Raw genomic sequence first — 19,475 nt, 5'->3', positions numbered from 1 at the left:
CACATCCCCTCCGCTTGCACGGTTAAGGCTTTCTGCTAGACAGTTTCCTATAGGAACCAACAGATGGGAAGAGGGTGGAGTATGACGGGCAGAATTGACAAAGATGGCTTGCAGGTAGACCAGCGTTTGGCTGAGTTCATTGAGACCCAAGCGCTGCCCGGAACCGGTGTTGAAGCCGATGCTTTCTGGTCTGGTTTCTCGCAACTGGTGCATGAATTCGGCCCGCGCAACCGTGCGCTTTTGGAAAAACGTGCTGATCTACAGGGCCAGATTGACGACTGGCACCGCAGCCGCGCTGGGCAACCCCATGACGCAAAAGCCTATACGGCCTTCTTGCGCGAAATTGGTTATCTCCTCCCCGAAGGGCCCGCTTTTGAGATCGAGACGCAGAACGTGGACCCTGAGATCGCGCAAGTGCCCGGGCCGCAACTTGTGGTTCCGATCACCAATGCGCGCTTTGCCCTGAATGCTGCTAACGCGCGCTGGGGCAGCCTCTATGACGCATTCTACGGCACCGACGCGCTGGGTGATCTGCCGGGCGGAAAGGGCTATGACCCCGAACGTGGCGCAAAGGTTGTTGTGCGCGCGAAGGCATTTTTGGACGAGGTGGCCCCATTGACCGCTGGCAGCCATGCGGACCTGGCAGGCTACCGCGTCGAGGACGGGCAACTTACAGGGGTTTTGGCGGAAGACGCGGCGCCTTGCGGGTTGGCTGAGCCCGCTCAATTCGCAGGCTACCGCGGCGCGGCAGAGGCGCCCGATGCGATCCTGCTGCGCAACAACGGGCTGCATATCGAGATCAAGATCGATCCGGACCACGCGATTGGCAAAGACGATCCTGCCAAGGTTGCAGACGTGGTCATGGAATCCGCGCTCTCAACCATAATGGATTGCGAAGACAGCGTCGCTGCGGTGGATGCCGAGGACAAAGTGCTGGCCTATGGCAACTGGCTCGGCCTGATGAAGGGCGACCTGTCCGAGACCTTTGAAAAGGGTGGCAAGACGGTCACCCGGCGCATGGCGGAGGACCGGACCTATACTGCGCCCGACGGAGGCGAAGTGACGCTAAAGGGCCGCTCGCTGATGCTGGTGCGCAACGTGGGTCACTTGATGACCAACCCCGCCGTGCTTGACCGCGAAGGGCAGGAGATTGGCGAAGGGTTGATGGATGCGATGGTCACGACACTGATTGCCATGCACGACCTGCAGCGCGAAGGCGGCAATTCGGTTACCGGCAGTGTTTACGTTGTGAAACCCAAAATGCACGGGCCGGAGGAAGTGGCTTTTGCGGATGAAATTTTCAGCCATGTCGAGAAAGTACTCGGCCTGCCACAATACACCGTAAAGCTTGGCATTATGGATGAGGAACGCCGCACCAGCGCGAACCTCATGGAATGTATCCGCGCCGCGAAACACCGGGTCGCCTTTATCAACACTGGCTTCCTCGACCGCACGGGCGATGAGATCCACACCAGCATGGAAGCCGGGCCAATGGTGCCCAAGGGCGAGATGAAGAACAGCGCATGGATCGCCGCCTACGAGGACCGCAATGTCGACATTGGTCTCGCCTGCGGGCTGCAGGGCAAGGCCCAGATCGGGAAGGGCATGTGGGCCATGCCCGACCGGATGGCAGAAATGCTGGAGGCCAAAATCGGCCATCCCCAATCCGGCGCCAACTGCGCATGGGTGCCGTCGCCTACAGCGGCCACGCTTCACGCGACCCATTACCACAAGGTTGATGTCCTGGCGCGTCAGGAAAAGATCAAAGCAGGCGGCGCGCGGGGCACGCTCGATGCGCTGCTGACCATCCCGGTGATGGAAGGCCGCAACCTCAGCCATGAGGAGATCACCCGCGAGATCGAGAACAACGCACAGGGCATTCTGGGCTATGTCGTCCGCTGGGTGGATCAGGGGGTTGGCTGCTCCAAAGTGCCCGACATTAATGATGTGGGTCTCATGGAAGACCGCGCCACTTGCCGCATTTCGGCGCAGGCCTTGGCCAACTGGCTGCACCACGGGGTCATCAGCCGCGAAGAAGTCGGAGCGGCGCTTAAAAAAATGGCAGCTGTGGTGGACCGTCAGAATGCCGATGATCCGACCTACACGCCAATGGCGCCGGGCTTTGACGGGGTGGCCTTTCAGGCGGCTTGCGATCTGGTGCTCAAGGGGCGCGAACAGCCATCGGGCTATACCGAACCTGTGTTGCATCAGCGCCGGTTGGAGCTGAAAGCGCAGGCGGGGCAGGGCTAAGGTTGAGCCCGAGCCAAACAGCACCTATGTTCGGGCCATCGTGAAAGAGAGGTATCACATGGCCCGACCCGTTGTTGGCATTATCGGCAATTCCTACCTGCTGAACGATAGCTACCCCGTCCATGCGGGCGGCCAGATGAATACCGAAGCCATCGCCGAGGTCGCCGATTGCGTGCCGCTGATCGTGCCGAGCGATCCGCGTTTTGTCGCGGTTGATGAACTGCTTGAGGTCTGCGACGGCTTTCTGCTCACCGGCGGGCGGCCCAATGTTCACCCCGAAGAATACGGCGAGCCCGAAACTGAGGCGCATGGCGCTTTTGACCGGGCGCGCGATGCCGTGGCCTTGGCGCTGGTGCGTGCCTGCGTCGCGCGGGGGCAGCCGTTCCTTGGGCTTTGCCGTGGCTTTCAGGAAGTCAATGTTGCCATGGGTGGCTCCCTCTACCCAGAGATCCGCGAGTTGCCGGGCCGGATGAACCATCGCATGCCCCCCGATGGCACCATCGAAGAGAAATTCGAGCTGCGCCATGATGTGAGTTTTACCGAAGGCGGCGTCTTTCATCGAGTGATGGGCGCGTCAAAGGTGCGTACCAATACGCTGCACGGGCAGGGGATCAAAGAACCCGGTCCGCGTGTGGTGATTGACGGCCATGCGGATGACGGCACGCCCGAGGCGATCTATATCGCCGATGCGCCCGGCTTTACGTTGGCGGTGCAGTGGCATCCGGAGTGGAACGCGGCAAACGATCCGGTCTCGCGCCCGCTGTTTGAGCATTTCGGTGCCGCGGTGCGGGCTTGGGCGGCGGATGGATCGGCGCTGCCGGTGATGACGGCGGCGCAGTAACGGGGCCGCCTGAACGGCGATCACCTTCGGCTGTTATCGCCGTGGGCCCTTTCCGAGGCTGATCCGTTACGACCATTGCTTGCGGAGCCCGCACGCCAACTGCCGCGCTTAACTATGCAGCCTTTCCGGCAGAGTGTGTGTTATTCGCTGGAAGGCCGGGGGCGCCGGGTCGTTTTCTAGAACTTCGAAGTCAGGCTCAATCACCCGCGCCCGGTCACGGTGCAGCGAGCTAAAGGGCCAATCTTCCGGCCGCTCGCAAAGACCGGCATGAACCGGGCTCAGATACACCAAATCGCGATGCCGCTCAAAATCGGCCGTATCTCGTATCCTGTGTTCCCAAAACCGCGGTCGCCAGATGCCTTTCTCACCGCGTTTGATCTGCTGCAAACTGCGGTGCGGCGGGGGCGGCAGATGTTTCGAGAACCGTGCTTTCCACATTCCAATCCGGTTCGCATAGTCGCCATCGCCCTCCGGCAGTGTCCAGATCGTATGGATGACATCGGGCAGGACTGCGATCGCTTCGATGTGAAAGGGCTTTCGGGCCAAAGTCTCGCGCATCGCTTGTCGAAGCAATGAAATCCGCCGCAGCAACATATCGTCACCCCGACGCGCTAAGCGTATGGTAAAGAAGTAGGTGCCGCCGGGGCCATGATGCCGTCTAAAACGTGCCATGCCCCAGTGTCGCCGAGCTTGGTTAAGAAGCGCTTAACGCCGCTACATCTGCCCGCCCGCGATCTCGATACACTGCCCGTTCACGCTTTCCGAGCCTTCGCCCACGAGCCACGCTGCGGCCGCCGCGACTTCGGAGGGGGCGATCAGGCGTTTGTGGCGGTTGGCGTTGACCATCACGTCGCGGGCCTTGTCTTCGGAAAGACCCGCGCGTTTCGCGATGGTCTCGGTGTTGCGCGCGATGATGTCGGTGTCGACGTAGCCGGGGCAGAGCGCATTGAAGGTAAAGGGCTGGCCCATGTAATCCTCGCTCAGCGACCGGATCAGGCCGATCATCCCGTGTTTGGACGCCGAATAGCACGCCGCCCCCGGCAGCCCGCGCAGCCCGGCCATGGACGACACGGCGATCACCCGGCCCCAGTCGGTCTGACGCATGGACTTAAGGCTCTCACGGATCGTCAGAAAGGCGCCGTCCAGGTTCGTGGCCATCATGTCACGCCAGAAGTCGAGGTCGGTCTTATGCAGCGACCGGCCTTCGGCCACCCCGGCGTTCGCAATGCAAATCTGAACCGGGCCGCTGGCCTCTACCGCACGTGCGATCGTATCGACCACCTGCGCCTCGTCGCGCACGTCCATCGCCATGCCGGTTATCCCGTTGCCGGACACCGCGTCGAGCACCTCCTGCCGCCGCCCGGTGATCGTGACCTTTGCGCCTTTGCTCGCCAGATCCTGTGCCATAGCGAGCCCGATGCCAGTGCCACCGCCGGTGATAAACGCGTGTTTGTTCTCTAGTGTCATGATGCCTCCCATTTGCGGGTAGCGTGGCGGGGAAGGGGGCTTAGTACAATAGCTTTGCTGCTGTGACGGGGCGTCAAATCGAGGGCGCGGGTCGGTGGCGGGGCGCTAGGCTGTGGCGCTTGGGACACTGCACGGGGCGCCGCAGAAAACCGCCCTTGCGACCCTCCCGGCATTCCCTCACAGGTTGCAGCGGGTAACCTGATAACAGGGCCCTGTTTTTATTGGAGCAGTATCATGAATTTCTCGCAACTCCCCGCCCTGACGCTCACCGCAGCGCTCGCCTTCGGCGCGACGGCGGCTCAGGCTGTCGAAGTCACCGGCGGCTCGGTCGGCCTGTCGTATTCGGCCTTTACAGAAGACACAGACCTCACCCGGCTTGGTCTCGAAGGCTCTGTGGAGTTCGGTTTTACCCGCAATTTGGGTTTGCAAATTGACACAGGTTACAGCGATTTTGGCGTCTCCGGTGTGAATACCCACAGCCTTGGCTTGCACGGCATCTACCATCTAGATGAAGCGACGTCCTTTGGTGCCTTCTACACCGAAGAAGATATCGAAGGATTCGATCTGGATATCTATGGCCTCGAAGTTGGCCATGAGGCGAACGGCTGGAACTTCGAAGGCTATATCGCGCAGGGTGAGGTAATGGATACCGAAGGCAACATGCTTGGTTTCAAAGCGCGCCACGAACTGGCCAATGACATGGGCCTGACGGGCTCTTATGACCGCGTTGATTCCAGCGGGGTCGAAGTATCGCGCGTGGCGGTGCGTCTTGACCGTGATGTCGCTCAAAGCACTAACCTGTTTGTCGAAGTCGGGTCGGCCAAGGCAGAAGGCGCTGCCGGCAACATCTCTGATCCTTTTGTCGGGCTGGGCGGTACCATTAACTTCGGTGCAGCCCGCGGTGCGACCTTTGACGTCAGAAACCTTTCCCGTTTGGTTCCCGGCCTCTGATAGGCAAGCCAGCTGTCTGCTGGTTTAAGTTCCTCGGCATGGCCTTCGGGCCATGCCGTTCCCGATCCCGCTAGCCTGCCCGGCAAAACGCCTGTTCCATCTTCCTCTCAGAATGCGGCAAACTGCCCCATCAATGTGGCAGTGCAGCAATTTTGCACCCTTTCACGCCTCGGCTTGCTTGTACTATTGCTGCGCGCGCGCTATCGCTCTGACTAACAAAGTTGCGTCACGAGGGCGCAATGGGCCAACAGAGGGGGATTCTTGGTTTGAAGATCGGGACACCGAAAGAAATTTTCGAAGGCGAGAACCGGGTCGCAATGACGCCGGAGAGCGCGCTGCAACTGCAGAAACTCGGGCATACATGCATCATTGAGACCGGCGCCGGCGCGGCGGCTGGATTCGACGACGCTGCCTATGAAGCCGCAGGCGTCGAAGTGGCCAAGACCACTGCTGCGCTGTGGAAGGCCGCCGACGTGGTCGCCAAGGTGCGTCCGCCGTCCGAGGACGAGGTCAAGCGCCTGCGTTCCGGGCAGACGCTGATCTCCATGTTCAACCCTGCTGGCAATACCGAGTTAATGGAGGCCGCCGCCGCCAAGGGCGCGACCGTCATGGCGATGGACATGGTGCCGCGCATCAGCCGCGCCCAGAAGATGGACGCGCTGTCGTCCATGGCGAACATCGCGGGCTACCGTGCCGTGATCGAGGCGGGCAACAACTTTGGTCGTTTCTTCACCGGTCAGATCACCGCGGCGGGCAAAGTGCCGCCAGCGAAAGTGCTGGTCGTGGGGGCGGGCGTTGCGGGTCTTGCCGCGATCGGCACCTCGACCTCGCTCGGGGCGATCACGCTCGCCTTTGACGTGCGGCCCGAAGTGGCCGAACAGGTCGAATCGATGGGCGCTGAGTTTGTCTATCTCGATTTTGAAGAAGAACAGCAAGACGGCTCCGCCTCGGGCGGCTATGCCTCTGTTTCCTCGCCAGAATTCCGCGAAGCACAGCTGGCCAAGTTCCGCGAACTGGCCCCCGATGTGGACATCGTCATCACCACGGCGCTGATCCCCAACCGCGAAGCGCCAGAGCTTTGGACCGAAGACATGGTCGCGGCGATGAAGCCGGGCTCTGTCATCATTGACCTCGCGGCGGAAAAGGGCGGCAACTGCAAGCTGACCAAGATGGACGAGAAGGTCGTCACCGAGAACGGTGTCACCATCATCGGTTACACTGATTTCCCCTCGCGCATGGCGACACAGGCCTCGACGCTCTATTCCACCAACATCCGCCATCTGATGACGGATCTGACGCCGAATAAAGACGGTGTCATCGACCACGATATGGAAGATGACGTGATCCGCGGTGCAACCATCACCCATGAAAAGGCCGTGACATTCCCGCCGCCACCGCCCAAGGTTGCGGCCATTGCGGCGGCGCCAAAGAAGGAAAAGGTCAAGGAAAAGACCCCAGAAGAGAAGCGCGCCGACGAATTGGCGGCGTTCAAAGCGCAGACCAAGAACCAAGTCACGCTTTTGGCCGTGGGCGCTGCCTTGCTCTTGGGGGTTGGCCTTGTGGCACCTGCGAGCTTTATGCAGCACTTCATCGTCTTCGTTCTGGCGGTCTTTGTTGGTTTCCAAGTCATCTGGGGCGTGGCACACAGCCTGCACACGCCGTTGATGGCGGTGACCAACGCGATCTCCTCGATCATTATTCTGGGCGCGCTGATGCAGATCGGCTCAGGCTCGGCACTGGTGATTATTCTTGCTGCTCTGTCGGTCTTCATGTGCGGGATCAACATTTTCGGTGGCTTCCTCGTGACACGGCGCATGCTCGCCATGTTCCAGAAATCCTGAAGGAGCACGCATCATGGACTATGGATTTACGACAGCAGCCTATGTGGTTGCAGCGGTTCTCTTCATCCTCAGCTTGGGCGGGCTTTCCGGCCAAGAAAGCGCCAAGCGCGCCGTTTGGTACGGCATCGCAGGTATGGCGCTGGCGGTTATCGCCACGCTGATCGGGCCGGGGGCGGGGTTCTGGCTTCTCTCGCTGATCTTGATCGCCGCCGGTGGCGCGATCGGCTATCAACTGGCGACCCGCGTGCAGATGACGCAGATGCCGGAACTGGTTGCGGCGATGCACAGCCTTGTGGGTCTGGCAGCGGTCTTTGTGGGCTATAACGCCCATATCGAGCTGAACAATGTGCTGGCGATGGACGAGGTGGCGCGTGCGTCAACCGAAGGCTTTGCGGCACTTTTGGCCAAGAAAGACAGTGTCGAGATCGCGATCCTGCGGGTCGAGCTGGTGCTCGGCATCTTTATCGGTGCCGTGACCTTCACCGGCTCGGTCATCGCCTATGGCAAGCTGGCGGGCCGGGTCAGCTCTGCGGCGACGAAACTGCCGGGCGGTCACCTGCTGAACGCCGCAGCGGCAGCCATCTCGCTCCTCTGCCTCATCTGGTACTTCAACACAGGAGGCTTCCTGCCGCTCTTCGTGCTGACACTGGCCGCGCTTTTCATCGGATATCACCTGATCATGGGCATCGGTGGTGCGGACATGCCGGTGGTTGTCTCGATGCTGAACAGCTACTCCGGCTGGGCCGCGGCGGCGATTGGCTTCTCGCTGGGCAACGATCTGTTGATCGTGGTTGGCGCACTGGTCGGCTCCTCGGGTGCGATCCTGAGCTACATCATGTGTAAGGCGATGAACCGCTCGTTCATCAGCGTGATCCTCGGCGGCTTTGGCGGGACCTCTGGCCCGGCGATGGAAGTCGAGGGCGAGCAGGTGGCAATTGAGGCCGACGGCGTTGCACAGGCGCTCAATGAGGCCGACAGCGTCATCATCATCCCCGGCTACGGCATGGCGGTGGCACAGGCCCAAGGCGCGGTCAGCGAGTTGGTCAAAAAACTGCGTGCCAAGGGCAAGAACGTCCGTTTCGCCATCCACCCCGTTGCGGGCCGTCTGCCCGGCCACATGAACGTGCTGCTGGCTGAGGCCAAAGTGCCTTACGACATCGTGATGGAGATGGACGAGATCAACGATGATTTCCCCAACACCGACGTGGCGATTGTCATTGGTTCCAACGACATCGTGAACCCGGCGGCCCAAGACGATCCCAACAGCCCCATCGCCGGCATGCCGGTGCTGGAATGCTGGAAGGCGAAAACGGTCTTTGTCTCCAAACGCGGGCAGGGCACGGGCTATTCGGGCATCGAGAACCCGTTGTTCTTCAAGGACAACACGCGGATGTTCTACGGCGATGCGAAAGCCAGCCTTGATAAGCTGCTGCCGCTGATCGACTAAACTCCGTTTTCTTTTAAAGAAAACGGCCGGGAAGTTTTTAAAAAATTCCCGCGTAACGCGCTCAGAACGCCCCGCCGGAAACGGTGGGGCGTTTGCCGTTTTGCTGTGCGGTATACTTCGGTACACTTCAACACGCTGAAATATAATGATTATTTACTGTTCAAAGCGCCGCTAGACGCTATTCTTACGACGAACTGGCGTTATCAACAGCGGAACCCCCATGGCCCCGATCAAAGACCACCCCCAGCGGCTTGCCCTTACTGGCGAAATGCACGCCCGTCCGTTTCCGCAGCTTGCCGCGCCGTCGCGGGTGGCTTTCTTGGCCGTGAAGTTTGAAGCAGGCGCGGATGCCAAGGCCGAGTTGAACGCACTTCTGGCGCATTACGGTGCCCCGCGCGCGGATGCTGAGGCAAAGCACTATTATGGTGAGATGGGCCGCTTCACCCTGAAGTGGGAACAGCACACCGAGTTCGTGACCTATACCGTGATTGCGCAGGCGGGAAGTGCGGCGCCCTTTGCCGCGTCGGACTTCGATGTCTTTCCGGACGATTGGCTGTCGAGATTGCATGGGGAGCGGATCACGTCGGCTTTGGTGACGGTCGCACTCAAGCCCACCGAACAGAAAGAAATCGCGACGCATCTGCAGGACTGGTTCGTCCCCGAAAGCCTCGCCGTGGCCGAAGTCTTGGAGGGGGCAGCCGTTGTGGCCAGTGACTTCCGCATCGATCCCGCTGGGCATTTGCGGCTCGCGGTGTTCACCGACGGGCAGACTGGGGAGCGCAGGATCGGTCGGATCGTTCAGCGCCTCTGCGAAATTGAGACCTATAAGGCCATGTCGATGCTGGGCTTCATGCAGGCGCGAGGCATGGCGGGGGCGCTGAACGATCTGGACGGGCAGCTTTCGACCTTAATGGGCGCGATGCGCAGCGGGGCAGGGACAGCGGCTGAGGAGACTCTGCACGCGCTGCTGGACGTCTCGGTGGCTCTTGAGGCGCTAACCGCGGACACCGCCTACCGTTTCGCCGCAACGGGGGCCTATGAGGCGATTGTCTACCAACGGATCTCGGCCTTGCGCGAGGCGCGGTTCATGGGCCGTCAGGGGTTCGGAGAGTTCATGATGCGCCGCTATGAGCCCGCCATGCGCACGGTAAAATCCACCGAGGCGCGATTGCAGACCCTTGCGGCCCGCGCGCTGCGCGCTGCGGAACTGCTGCGGACGCGGGTGGATGTGGAGCGCTCGGCCCAGAACCAAGCGATCCTTGCGAGCATGGACCGGCGTGCGGATTTACAGTTGCGTCTGCAGCATACGGTCGAGGGGCTGTCTGTTGTGGCGATCAGCTATTATGCGGTCTCGCTTGCGGGCTATCTGCTCTACCCGCTCGCGGAGCCTTTGGAAGTCAGCAAGGGCTTGCTGACCGCCGTGGTTACTCTGCCGGTAGTCCTGGGCGTGTGGTGGATGCTGCGGCGTCTGCGGCGGAAGATCGGCTGAGCAGCGCCTGCATGGCCAGCGCGCCCAGAGCGATCATCAGGATGGCCGCAATCGCCGCGACCGACAGGGTCGGCACGCCCGAGAGGCCTGCGCCCAGCGTACAGCCACCGGCGAGCACACCGCCCACACCCATCATCGCAGCGCCGGTCATATAGCGGCCCGTCTGGCTGGGGGCTTCAAAGCTTTGCCAGCGGAACTCTTTGAACAGCAGGCTTGCGATAAGAGCGCCCACGAAGACGCCGCCCAAAAGCCCGGTGCCGAAGCCCGCGGGGATGGAGGAGCTTGCGATGGTCCAGAACAGGGTGTCGGCGGAGGGCGAGGTGAAGCTGAGGCTTTCCATTGCAATGGGGTCAAACTCATCCAGCAGGATGAAACCGGTGCCGACCCATGCAGCGGGGACCAAGAGGCCGATCAATGCCGCCATTGCGAGTTGGCCAAGCCGGTTGCCCGAGCGCAGCGCGTAGGCCAGCGCCGCAACGGCGATCAGCCCGCCCCATAGCAGCGCACCGCCGGGCAGGGCGGCGAGGCTCACGCTCTCACCCATATCGACCGTCACAGACCCGAGCGCCACCCGCAGCGGAGCCAGCACGCCTTTGAGCGTTGCGTGGGCCACCACGGCAAAGACCAGCACCACCAGCGCCGCGCGCAGGTTACCACCGCCGGTCAGCACGGTCAGACGCGAGATACAGCCGCGCGTTAGCACCATGCCCGCACCAAACAGGAGCCCACCAATCGCGATGGCGAGGAAGGGGACTTCGCTAACCATGAACCGGTGGGCGTCAAAATTGATCAGGCCCGTGTAGACGGCGGCCTGCGTGCCGATCACGGCCAGTGCGAGGGCGGTCAACCAGATGCCGAGCGCTTGACGACGGTCATCGCCCACAAGGCTGCGGCGGAAACAGAAACGTGTGCGCTGCGCCAGCACACCAAAAGCCAGACCGATCACAGCCGCGAGCAGAACAGACGCCTGTTTTGCCGTGGTCTCTTCAAAGCCGAAGGACTCAAACATCGCAATAACCCTCAAAAGCGGAATTATTTCCCATTTGGAGGGTGCGCGCCTTGCAATCAAGCGAAAGCTATCGCGTGTGATGGCTGGGGGCGCGAATGATGTTCTGGTAAGGATGCGTTTCGACAAACGCCGTTCGGGCTTCACCCTGCCGCGCAAAACGAAAACGGCCCCCGGAGCAAGCTGGGGGGCCGTTTGGTCCTAATTCACTTAACGTCCGCGAATGCGCGGATCAAGCGCGTCCCGCAGGCCATCGCCGAGATAGTTCACCGCCAGCACCGTCAGCGAGATCGCGATTCCCGGCAGCATGACCCGCTCGGGGAACTCTTGCATCCGGTCGACCGCATCGGCGAGTTGCTTGCCCCAAGTGGGGAAGTCCGACGGGAAACCGACGCCAAGGAAGCTCAGCGCGCTTTCGGTGATGATTGCCGTGGCAAGGCCCAATGTGGCCGAGACCATGATGGGCGAGATCACGTTGGGCAGCAGGTGGCGGCGGATGATCTTGCCCGGTGTGGTGCCGATGGAGCGGGCGGCGAGGATGAACTCACGCTCTTTCAGCGCCAGAATGTCACCGCGCACGATCCGTGCGGTCTGCATCCAAGACGTCAGGCTGATGACCGAGACGATCAGGATGAACATGCCACCCTCAGGCCCGAACTGCGAACGCAGGGGCTGGCCAAAGAGGGTCACGGCCAAAAGCACCAGCGGCAGGATCGGCAGGCTGAGGATCAGATCGGTAAAGCGCATGAGCCAGAAGTCCATCCGCTTGAAGAAACCCGACAGCACGCCGATGGCGGTGCCGATGATTAGTGCCAGTGCCATGGCCATCCAGCCCACAGCCATCGACACGCGGCCGCCAAAGAGCATCTGGGCGAGGATATCGCGGCCCAACTGGTCCGTACCGAGGGGGTGGATCCAACCTGCTTTGGCATCGCCATCCCAAAGCAGGGTATAAATCGGTCGCCAGTCCTTGTTGCGGATGTCCAGCTTCTTGGCGTCGATGTCCCAGATATAGGGGCCGAAGATCACCGCCAGCGTGATGAAGATCAGGAAAGAACCGCCAAAAAGCGCGCCCTTGTGTTTGCGGAACTGGTCCCAAACATCGCGCCACTGGCTGCGCGGCGGCTTTTGCGGGCCCTTGTCCTGCAGGGCTTTCATGAACTCCAGGTCGGCTTCGACGGGGCTGGCGGGAATGGGTTGCTCAGTCATAACGGATCCTCGGGTCAAGCAGGCCGTACAGGATATCTGCGATCAGGTTGAACAGAACGATCAACACCGCAAAGATGAAGGTGAGGGTCATCACCATCGGCAGGTCATTGGCGCGCAGCGCGGTCAGCAAGAGCTGCCCGATGCCGTTCACCTTGAAGACGTTCTCGGTAATGATCGCGCCCCCAAAGATTGCGGGCATGCCGAGCGCGATGACGGTGACCACCGGGATCATCGAGTTGCGCAGCACGTGGACCATGACGACGACGCTTTCTTTCAAGCCCTTGGCGCGGGCGGTGCGGACGTAGTCTTGGTTCAGGTTGTCGAGCATCGCGCCGCGCATGTAGCGGCTGATCTGGGCGGTGGTTTGCAGCGCCAGCACCATGACAGGCATGATCATCTGCATGAACTGCACCTTAAAGCTGGCCCAATCGTTCACCACATGGGTCGTATCATAGATGGACGGCAACCAGCCGAGATAGACCGAGAAGATCACGATCAGCAGCGGACCGGTAAAGAACGGCGGGATCGAAAAGCCGACCATGGTGACAAAGGTACCGGCTTGGTCAAAGACCGAATAGTGGCGGTACGCCGAGTAGATGCCGATCGGGATCGCGATGACGATGCCGACGATATAGGCCAGTCCGACGACCCACAGGGTCTGCGGCATGCGCTGGATCACAATGTCCATCACCGGCGAGCGGGTCTGCCAAGAGATCACGCGCAGCTTGCCTTCGGAGAATGCGGTGTCGGGCAACCAGCTAAAGAGGGCAGAGCGGTTGGTCAGGTAGTCGATGAAAACCTGCGGTTCGATCCAGAAGACCTGCACCAGCCATTTCCAGTATTGAATGTGGATCGGTTGGCCGAGACCAAGCGCCTCGCGCATCTTTTCTTTCACCTCTGGCGGCACCGTGAGCGGCACTTGGGCCATCGGGTCGCCGGGGGCGAGTTGTAGCAGCAGGAAAATCACCAGGCTGATAAACAAAAGCGTCGGGATCGACAAAAGAAGTCGTCGGATGGTGAAGGTCAACATTGGCGTCGCCTTTGTAAGTCAGTCTGTGGGTGGGGGTGAAAAGGGGTGCGCGACCTGCGCACACCCCGGTAGTCATCGGCAGGGCGCGTGGCAAGCCGCGCGCCCCTCATGATGTTACTCTGCCTTCTTGCGGTACCAGTCGGCAACATTCCACAGCTCGGAGTCCCAAGTGTTCAGGATCACACCGCCGAGGGTGTTGGACGCTGCCGAAACCCGACCACGATCTACCAGCGGCAGGATCGAGTAGCTGTCTTTGGTCAGCATGTCGTTCAGCTTCTTGGCGATTTCGCCACGCTTTTCCATTTCGCCAGTGCGGCCCAGTTCGGCCACGAGCGCATCATACTCTTCGTTACAGAAGCGGTTGATGTTCTCACCCTGCCACTGAGTCTCAGGGCTGGGGAATTTGGCGCAGGTCCGCTGGGCTAGGTAGCTTTGCGGGTCGGTGCCGTCGAAGTTGTTGGCGTACATTTCAACGTCTGCATAGAAACGCTGGAATGTGTCAGTCGAACCGGGGTCGCCACCAAAGAAGACCGAAGCGTCGATGTTGCGCAACTCGGTTTCAACACCGATCTGGCTCCACCAATCTTTGATCAGCGCCTGGAAATCCTGACGCACGGCGTTGGTCGAGGTCTGGTAAAGGATTTCCAGTTTCACACCGTCTTTGTCGCGGATGCCGTCGCCATCGCTGTCAACCCAGCCAGCTTCGTCCAAGAGCGCCTTGGCGCCTTCGATGTCTTGGGTCAGGCAGTCGGTGTTGTCGGAGGCATAAAGCTCCGGCGCGGGCACCATGTTGCAGGTTGCACGACCCGCTTGGCCGTAGCCCACTTCGACCAGCAGTTCACGGTCGATCGCCATGGACAGCGCCCGGCGGACCTTCTCATCGGTGAGGAAGGGGTGCGGGTGCTTGGCAGTCGCGCGCTCACCTTCTGGCAGATCCGGGGAAGGGTCTGTCATGTTTAGCTCGAGACGCTCAACCAGCGTACCGAAAGCCGAGATCGGTGTGCCCTTGCCGCCTTCAGCCATTTTCGAGATGACATCGGGTGCCAGCTGCAGGTTCCAAGCGTAATCAAACTCGCCTGTCTCCATCACGGCACGGCCCGCTGCGGTCGCGTCGCCGCCACCTTTGAACGTCAGCTTGGAGAAGGCAGGCTTGCCCTCTTCGCGGAAGTTCTCGTTTGCGGCCATGGTGATCACGTCATTCGGGCGGAATTCGGTGACGGTGAAGGGGCCGGTGCCAATTGGGTTGAAGTTGGCTTCGGTACACTCAGGTGCCTTTGCGCCGGTACAATCAGCGAACTGCGCCGCCTGAATGATCGGGGACTGGCCGCCCATGAAGGGACCATAGGGGTTCGGCATCGGCTCGTTAAAGGTGACGGTTACGGTGCGGTCATCCACAACGTCGACCGAGGAAACACCTTCGAACTTCGCCAGCTGGGCGCAGCCGCCTTCGGGGTTCATGCAGTAGTCTGCGGTGAACTTGACGTCCTCGGAGGTCACAGGTGTGCCGTCGGACCAGAGGAGGCCCTCTTTCAGCTTCCATGTGATGGTCTTGAGGTCTTCGCTCACGCCGCCGTTTTCAAGCGTCGGGATTTCTTCGGCCAGGTAGGGGACCAGCCCGCCGTTTTCGTCATAGCGGCCAAGTGGTTCCAGAACCAGCGAGGCCGATTCGACGTCCTTGGTGCCCGAGGACAGATAGGGGTTCAGGATCGAGGGGGCCTGCCAATAGATAATCTTGACTTCGCCATCCCGGCCACGCTCGCCTTCATGTCCTTCGGCAAGGGCCATGGGGGCGAATGCAGCAGATGCCACGGCCCCCATCAATAGGGTCTTCAGTTTCATACTTTACTCCATGTTGGACACGTGGGCGTGCCGCTTTTTACAAACGGGATTAGCCCCGCCTTTTTGTTGTCGCCCTGAAAAGCCCATTAAGACCGGCTGCTAAACATGTTAAAAACCTACATGTTTCAACCGGAACGAGAGATGTGCTTCCCAAACCGCATGGGCCGTATCGAAACAGGTTTCCCGGAAATTGCAAGACCGGACATGACGCATTTTTGACAAACCCCGCAGAGGGCGCGTCAGGTTTGACAGTCTTGCCATATTCGCCGTAGCGTCAGGCAAAATCCGCCCAAGAAAAACAACAGGGAAACAGATGCTGGATACCATAAACGAGACGCCGATCGCCCGGATCGAAGGGTTGCGCGTTGAATTTCAGACCAAAGACGGCCCCGTGGTGGGCGTTGAGGATGTCAGTTTCCACATTAATCCGGGCGAGACTGTCTGCGTCGTCGGAGAATCGGGTTCGGGCAAATCGGTCTCCTCGCTCTCGCTGATGCGGTTGGTCGAATACGGAGGTGGTGAAATTGCAGGCGGTCGCCTGCTTTTTGAGCGCGGCGAAAAGGGCGAAGTCGATCTCGCTGCCAGCAGCGGCAGCCTCATGCGCAAGATTCGCGGCAATGAGATCGGTATGATTTTCCAAGAGCCAATGACCGCGCTGAACCCGGTCTTTACCATCGGCAAACAGATGACCGAAGGCCTGCGTCTGCATCTGAACATGTCGCGTAAAGAGGCCGAAGAGCGGGCGTTGGAGTTGATGCGACAGGTGCGCATCCCCGAACCTGAGCGGCGCCTGCAGCAATACCCGCATGAGCTTTCGGGCGGCATGCGCCAGCGTGTCGTGATCGCCATGGCCTTGGCCTGCGAGCCGCGTCTGCTGATCGCCGATGAACCGACCACTGCGCTCGACGTGACCATTCAGGCCGAGATCCTCGCCCTGATGGACCGTCTCAAGCGCGAAACCGGCACGGCGGTGATGTTCATCACACACGATATGGCGGTGGTGGCGCAGATGGCCGACCGCGTCGTCGTTATGTTCCGCGGCAAGAAGGTCGAAGAAGGCACAGTCGAAGAAATTTTCGAGAACCCGCAGCATCCTTATACCAAGGCGCTTTTGGCAGCGGTTCCAAAGCTGGGCGAGATGACCGGAAAACCGTACCCCGAACCGATGAAGCTTCTGGGCACCGAAGACAAAGAGATCGTTCCCATCAAAGGGCGCGATGAGGTGCTGCTGTCGGTCAAGAACCTGACCACGCGCTTCCCGGTGCAGGGCGGTTTCCTGCGCCGTACGGTAGCCAACGTGCATGCTGTCGAAGACCTGTCCTTCTCGATCAACAAGGGCCAGACCCTGAGCCTCGTCGGCGAATCCGGCTGCGGCAAATCCACCGCCGGGCGTTCCATCCTACGACTGGTGGAGCCGATGTCGGGCGAGGTGAACCTTGACGGCGTCGACATCATGTCGCTTGACCAAAAAGCCCTGCGCACGGCGCGGCTTGATATGCAGATGATCTTTCAAGATCCCTTTGCGTCGCTTAACCCCCAGATGCACCTGTCGGATCAGGTGGCCGAGCCGATCCACAACTTCAACACCCTCAAGGGCGCGGAGATCACCAAACGTGTTGAGATGCTCTTTGACCGGGTCGAATTGCCGCGCAGCTTCATGCGCCGCTTCCCGCATGAGCTCTCGGGCGGCCAGCGCCAGCGTGTCGCCATCGCCCGCGCCCTTGCGCTGAACCCCAAGCTTATCATCGCGGATGAAGCCGTCTCGGCGCTAGACGTGTCGGTGCAGGCGCAGGTGTTGAACCTGATGATGGAACTTCAGGCCGAAATGGAACTGTCGTTCCTCTTCATCAGCCATGACATGGCGGTGGTTGAGCGGGTGAGCCATCAGGTCGGCGTGATGTATCTGGGCCGGATCGTTGAGCTTGGCTCGCGCCAACGTGTCTTCGAGAACCCGCAGCACCCCTATACACAAGCGCTGATGAAGGCGGTCCCAATCGCCGATCCGCGGCGCCGGAAGGCTGAGAAGGACTTGAATTTCAAGCCGATCCCATCGCCGATCCACCCCACGACCTATGAGCCCGAACCTTCGGTCTATAAGGAAGTAGAGCCGGGCCACCACGTGCTGATCACTGACAGCGGTTACTGAACGAAAGCACAATGCCCAACCCGATGTCCAAAAAGGTGGCGCTCGTGACCGGTGGCGCACGGGGGATTGGGCGGGCCATTGCGCTTGATCTGGGCCGCGATCACTATCTGGCGATCACCCATTTGCACAGCGCGCCCGATGGGCTGCCAGAAGATGCACTGTGTATCGAAGCCGACCTGAGCGATGCTGCCAGCCACGCTGAAGTCATCTCGGCCATTATCGAACGCTTCGGGCGGCTGGACGTGCTGGTGAACAACGCGGGCGTCATCGCGCCGTCGCCGGTGGAAGGCGCGGACCCTGACGCCCTGCGCAACATCTTTGACGTGAATGTGCTCGCCCCGCATGGGCTGCTGGCAGCGGCTTTGCCCCATCTGGGCGCGGGGGCGGCGGTGGTTGGGATTTCCTCGGTCAACGCTGTCCTGCCGCCAAAAGGTGCGGCGCTCTACGGGGCCAGCAAGGCCGCGTTAGACCTTTGGACCAAGGCAATGGCCAAGGAACTCGGCCCCCGTGGCATTCGCGTGAACGCCGTGGCGCCGGGGGCGATCAACCTCCCCGACGCGCCCCGCGACGCGGAACTCACCGAAGCATTCGTTGCGCTGACCGCTCTGGGGCGGCTCGCAACAGCCGATGACATCGCCGCCGCCGTGCGGTATTTGGCAAGCGACAACGCATCTTCCATCACAGGCGAGGTGCTGACTGTATCAGGAGGATACCGACTGTGACCCCACGCATGACGCCGCTCGAGTTGATGACCAAACTCATCAGCTTTCCCACCGTGTCGCGGGATACCAACATCCCGCTGATCGACTGGGTGGCGGAGTATCTCTCCAGCCACGGCATTGAAAGCCACCGCTATATTGATCCCGAGCAGCCCAAACATGCGCTTTTCGCCCATGCGGGGCCGTGGGAAGAGGGGGCGCTGGTGCTTTCGGGCCATACCGATGTGGTGCCGATCGACGGGCAACCTTGGGAGAGTGATCCCTTCACCGTGACCGAGCGCGATGGCCGCTACTACGGGCGCGGCACCTGCGACATGAAGGGCTTTGACGCGCTAGCGATCTGGGCGTTGGTCGAGGCGCATTACGCGCAAGTCAAACGCCCCCTGCAAATCGCGCTCAGCTTTGACGAAGAGGTTGGCTGCACCGGCGCGCCGCCGATGATCCAAGCGATGCAGGGCGTGGTGCCGAAAGGCTCCGCCGTTATCGTGGGTGAGCCGTCGACCATGCAGGCGGTGACCGGCCATAAGGGTGGCATCGGCTTCAACACCCATCTGGTGGGCTTCGAGGTCCATTCCTCGCTGCTGCACACCGGCGTCAATGCGATCATGGCGGGCGCCAAGCTGATCGAATGGGCCAATGACGTGAACAGCGACAATATGGCGGCCAAACCGACCGAGACGGCTGCGATGTTCGACCCGCCCTTCACCACAGCCCATGTCGGCGTGATCGAGGGCGGCACGGCGCATAACATCACCGCCAAAGACTGCAAATTCGCGATGGATTTCCGCGTGGTGCCGGGCGAGGACAAGGACAAATGGGGCACCGCCTACCTCAAGAAAGTGCGCGAGGTGGAAAAGCAGATGCAGGCGATTGTGCCCGAAACCTATATCGAGACCTCGACCCGTTTTGACGTACCCGCGCTCCAGCCCGAGAAAGAGGGCGAGGCCGAGCAGATCGTGCGCCAGATCACCGGCGACAATGCCAGCCACAAGGTGAGCTACGGCACCGAGGCCGGGCAGTTCCAAGAGGCGGGCTATTCCGCCGTGATCTGCGGGCCGGGCGACATCGCGCAGGCACATCAGCCGAATGAATATATCGAAGTGGCCCAATTCGAGGCTGGCCATGACTTTATGCGCAAGCTGGTGACCCGGCTGCAAGGCTAAGCCGGGGGCAGGGGGCGCGCCTTCTGCCACCCGGGTTCGCCAATTTGCAACCTAACTGGCCGCCGTTCTGCTGCTCG

15 protein-coding genes are annotated in these 19,475 nt (G+C 60.9%); 9 read left to right on the top strand and 6 right to left on the bottom strand.

Features of this window, described 5'->3' with window-relative positions:
* Positions 1–81 precede the first annotated feature (81 nt).
* Together BLS57_RS04115 and BLS57_RS04110 are read left to right on the top strand one after the other, a co-directional pair.
* Entirely contained in the window at positions 82–2,250 is a 2,169-nt protein-coding gene (locus tag BLS57_RS04115; RefSeq protein WP_093739489.1) for a malate synthase G, read from the top strand.
* A gap of 58 nt (positions 2,251–2,308) precedes the next feature.
* Entirely contained in the window at positions 2,309–3,091 is a 783-nt protein-coding gene (locus BLS57_RS04110) for a gamma-glutamyl-gamma-aminobutyrate hydrolase family protein (RefSeq protein WP_093739487.1), read from the top strand.
* Positions 3,092–3,199: 108 nt separating this feature from the next.
* On the opposite strand, the gene BLS57_RS04105 is transcribed toward BLS57_RS04110, so the two are convergent.
* Entirely contained in the window at positions 3,200–3,763 is a 564-nt protein-coding gene (locus tag BLS57_RS04105) for an REP-associated tyrosine transposase (protein ID WP_208597512.1), read from the bottom strand.
* A 42-nt stretch (positions 3,764–3,805) separates the two neighbouring features.
* Positions 3,806–4,558 (bottom strand): SDR family NAD(P)-dependent oxidoreductase, encoded by a 753-nt coding sequence (locus BLS57_RS04100; RefSeq protein WP_093739485.1) that lies wholly within the window; start codon positions 4,556–4,558, stop codon positions 3,806–3,808.
* 234 nt (positions 4,559–4,792) lie between these two features.
* On the opposite strand from BLS57_RS04100, the gene BLS57_RS04095 reads away from it, so the two are divergent.
* The 4 genes from BLS57_RS04095 (at position 4,793) to BLS57_RS04080 (ending at position 10,286) form a co-directional block, all read left to right on the top strand.
* Positions 4,793–5,509 carry a hypothetical protein gene (locus tag BLS57_RS04095; protein ID WP_093739483.1) on the top strand — a complete coding sequence of 239 codons (717 nt, stop codon included), beginning with the start codon at positions 4,793–4,795 and terminating at the stop codon, positions 5,507–5,509.
* Between the two features lie 266 nt (positions 5,510–5,775).
* Positions 5,776–7,350: a Re/Si-specific NAD(P)(+) transhydrogenase subunit alpha gene (locus BLS57_RS04090; protein ID WP_093739481.1), complete on the top strand. Its 1,575-nt coding sequence runs from the start codon at positions 5,776–5,778 to the stop codon at positions 7,348–7,350.
* 13 nt (positions 7,351–7,363) lie between these two features.
* The gene (locus BLS57_RS04085; RefSeq protein WP_093739479.1) at positions 7,364–8,797 is read left to right on the top strand and encodes an NAD(P)(+) transhydrogenase (Re/Si-specific) subunit beta; all 1,434 of its coding nucleotides are present in this window, start codon (positions 7,364–7,366) and stop codon (positions 8,795–8,797) included.
* A gap of 220 nt (positions 8,798–9,017) precedes the next feature.
* Positions 9,018–10,286, top strand: coding sequence for a DUF3422 family protein (locus BLS57_RS04080; RefSeq protein ID WP_093739477.1), 1,269 nt, complete (start codon positions 9,018–9,020; stop codon positions 10,284–10,286).
* Here the strand turns inward: BLS57_RS04080 and BLS57_RS04075 are convergent.
* From BLS57_RS04075 to BLS57_RS04060, 4 genes are all read right to left on the bottom strand, one after another.
* A complete protein-coding gene (locus BLS57_RS04075) occupies positions 10,222–11,295 on the bottom strand; it encodes a YeeE/YedE family protein (RefSeq protein WP_093739475.1) in 1,074 nt (357 codons plus the stop codon). The two genes, BLS57_RS04080 and BLS57_RS04075, sit on opposite strands and share 65 nt — an antisense overlap.
* A gap of 207 nt (positions 11,296–11,502) precedes the next feature.
* Complete coding sequence (locus tag BLS57_RS04070) at positions 11,503–12,501, bottom strand: ABC transporter permease (RefSeq protein WP_093739473.1); 999 nt, start codon at positions 12,499–12,501, stop codon at positions 11,503–11,505.
* Positions 12,494–13,531: an ABC transporter permease gene (locus BLS57_RS04065; protein ID WP_093739471.1), complete on the bottom strand. Its 1,038-nt coding sequence runs from the start codon at positions 13,529–13,531 to the stop codon at positions 12,494–12,496. Before BLS57_RS04065 ends, BLS57_RS04070 begins: the two co-directional genes overlap by 8 nt.
* 114 nt (positions 13,532–13,645) lie before the next feature.
* Positions 13,646–15,370, bottom strand: a complete 1,725-nt coding sequence (locus tag BLS57_RS04060) for a peptide ABC transporter substrate-binding protein (protein ID WP_093739469.1) — start codon at positions 15,368–15,370, stop codon at positions 13,646–13,648.
* Positions 15,371–15,683: 313 nt separating this feature from the next.
* Between BLS57_RS04060 and BLS57_RS04055 the strand changes: the two genes are divergently transcribed.
* From BLS57_RS04055 to argE, 3 genes are read left to right on the top strand one after another with little or no spacing between them, the layout of a single operon-like run.
* Positions 15,684–17,516: an ABC transporter ATP-binding protein gene (locus BLS57_RS04055; protein ID WP_093739467.1), complete on the top strand. Its 1,833-nt coding sequence runs from the start codon at positions 15,684–15,686 to the stop codon at positions 17,514–17,516.
* A gap of 11 nt (positions 17,517–17,527) precedes the next feature.
* On the top strand, positions 17,528–18,238 hold the full coding sequence (locus BLS57_RS04050; protein ID WP_208597511.1) for an SDR family NAD(P)-dependent oxidoreductase: 711 nt from the start codon (positions 17,528–17,530) through the stop codon (positions 18,236–18,238).
* Entirely contained in the window at positions 18,235–19,398 is a 1,164-nt protein-coding gene (gene argE, locus BLS57_RS04045; protein WP_093739465.1) for an acetylornithine deacetylase, read from the top strand. The genes BLS57_RS04050 and argE overlap by 4 nt, the downstream gene beginning before the upstream one ends.
* Positions 19,399–19,475 lie beyond the last annotated feature (77 nt).

It is taken from the genome of Sulfitobacter delicatus (assembly GCF_900102535.1).
GTDB classification, from domain to species: domain Bacteria; phylum Pseudomonadota; class Alphaproteobacteria; order Rhodobacterales; family Rhodobacteraceae; genus Sulfitobacter; species Sulfitobacter delicatus.
The sequence above is the reverse complement of the archived record's forward strand: the minus strand, read 5'-3'. Positions and strand labels throughout refer to the sequence as shown.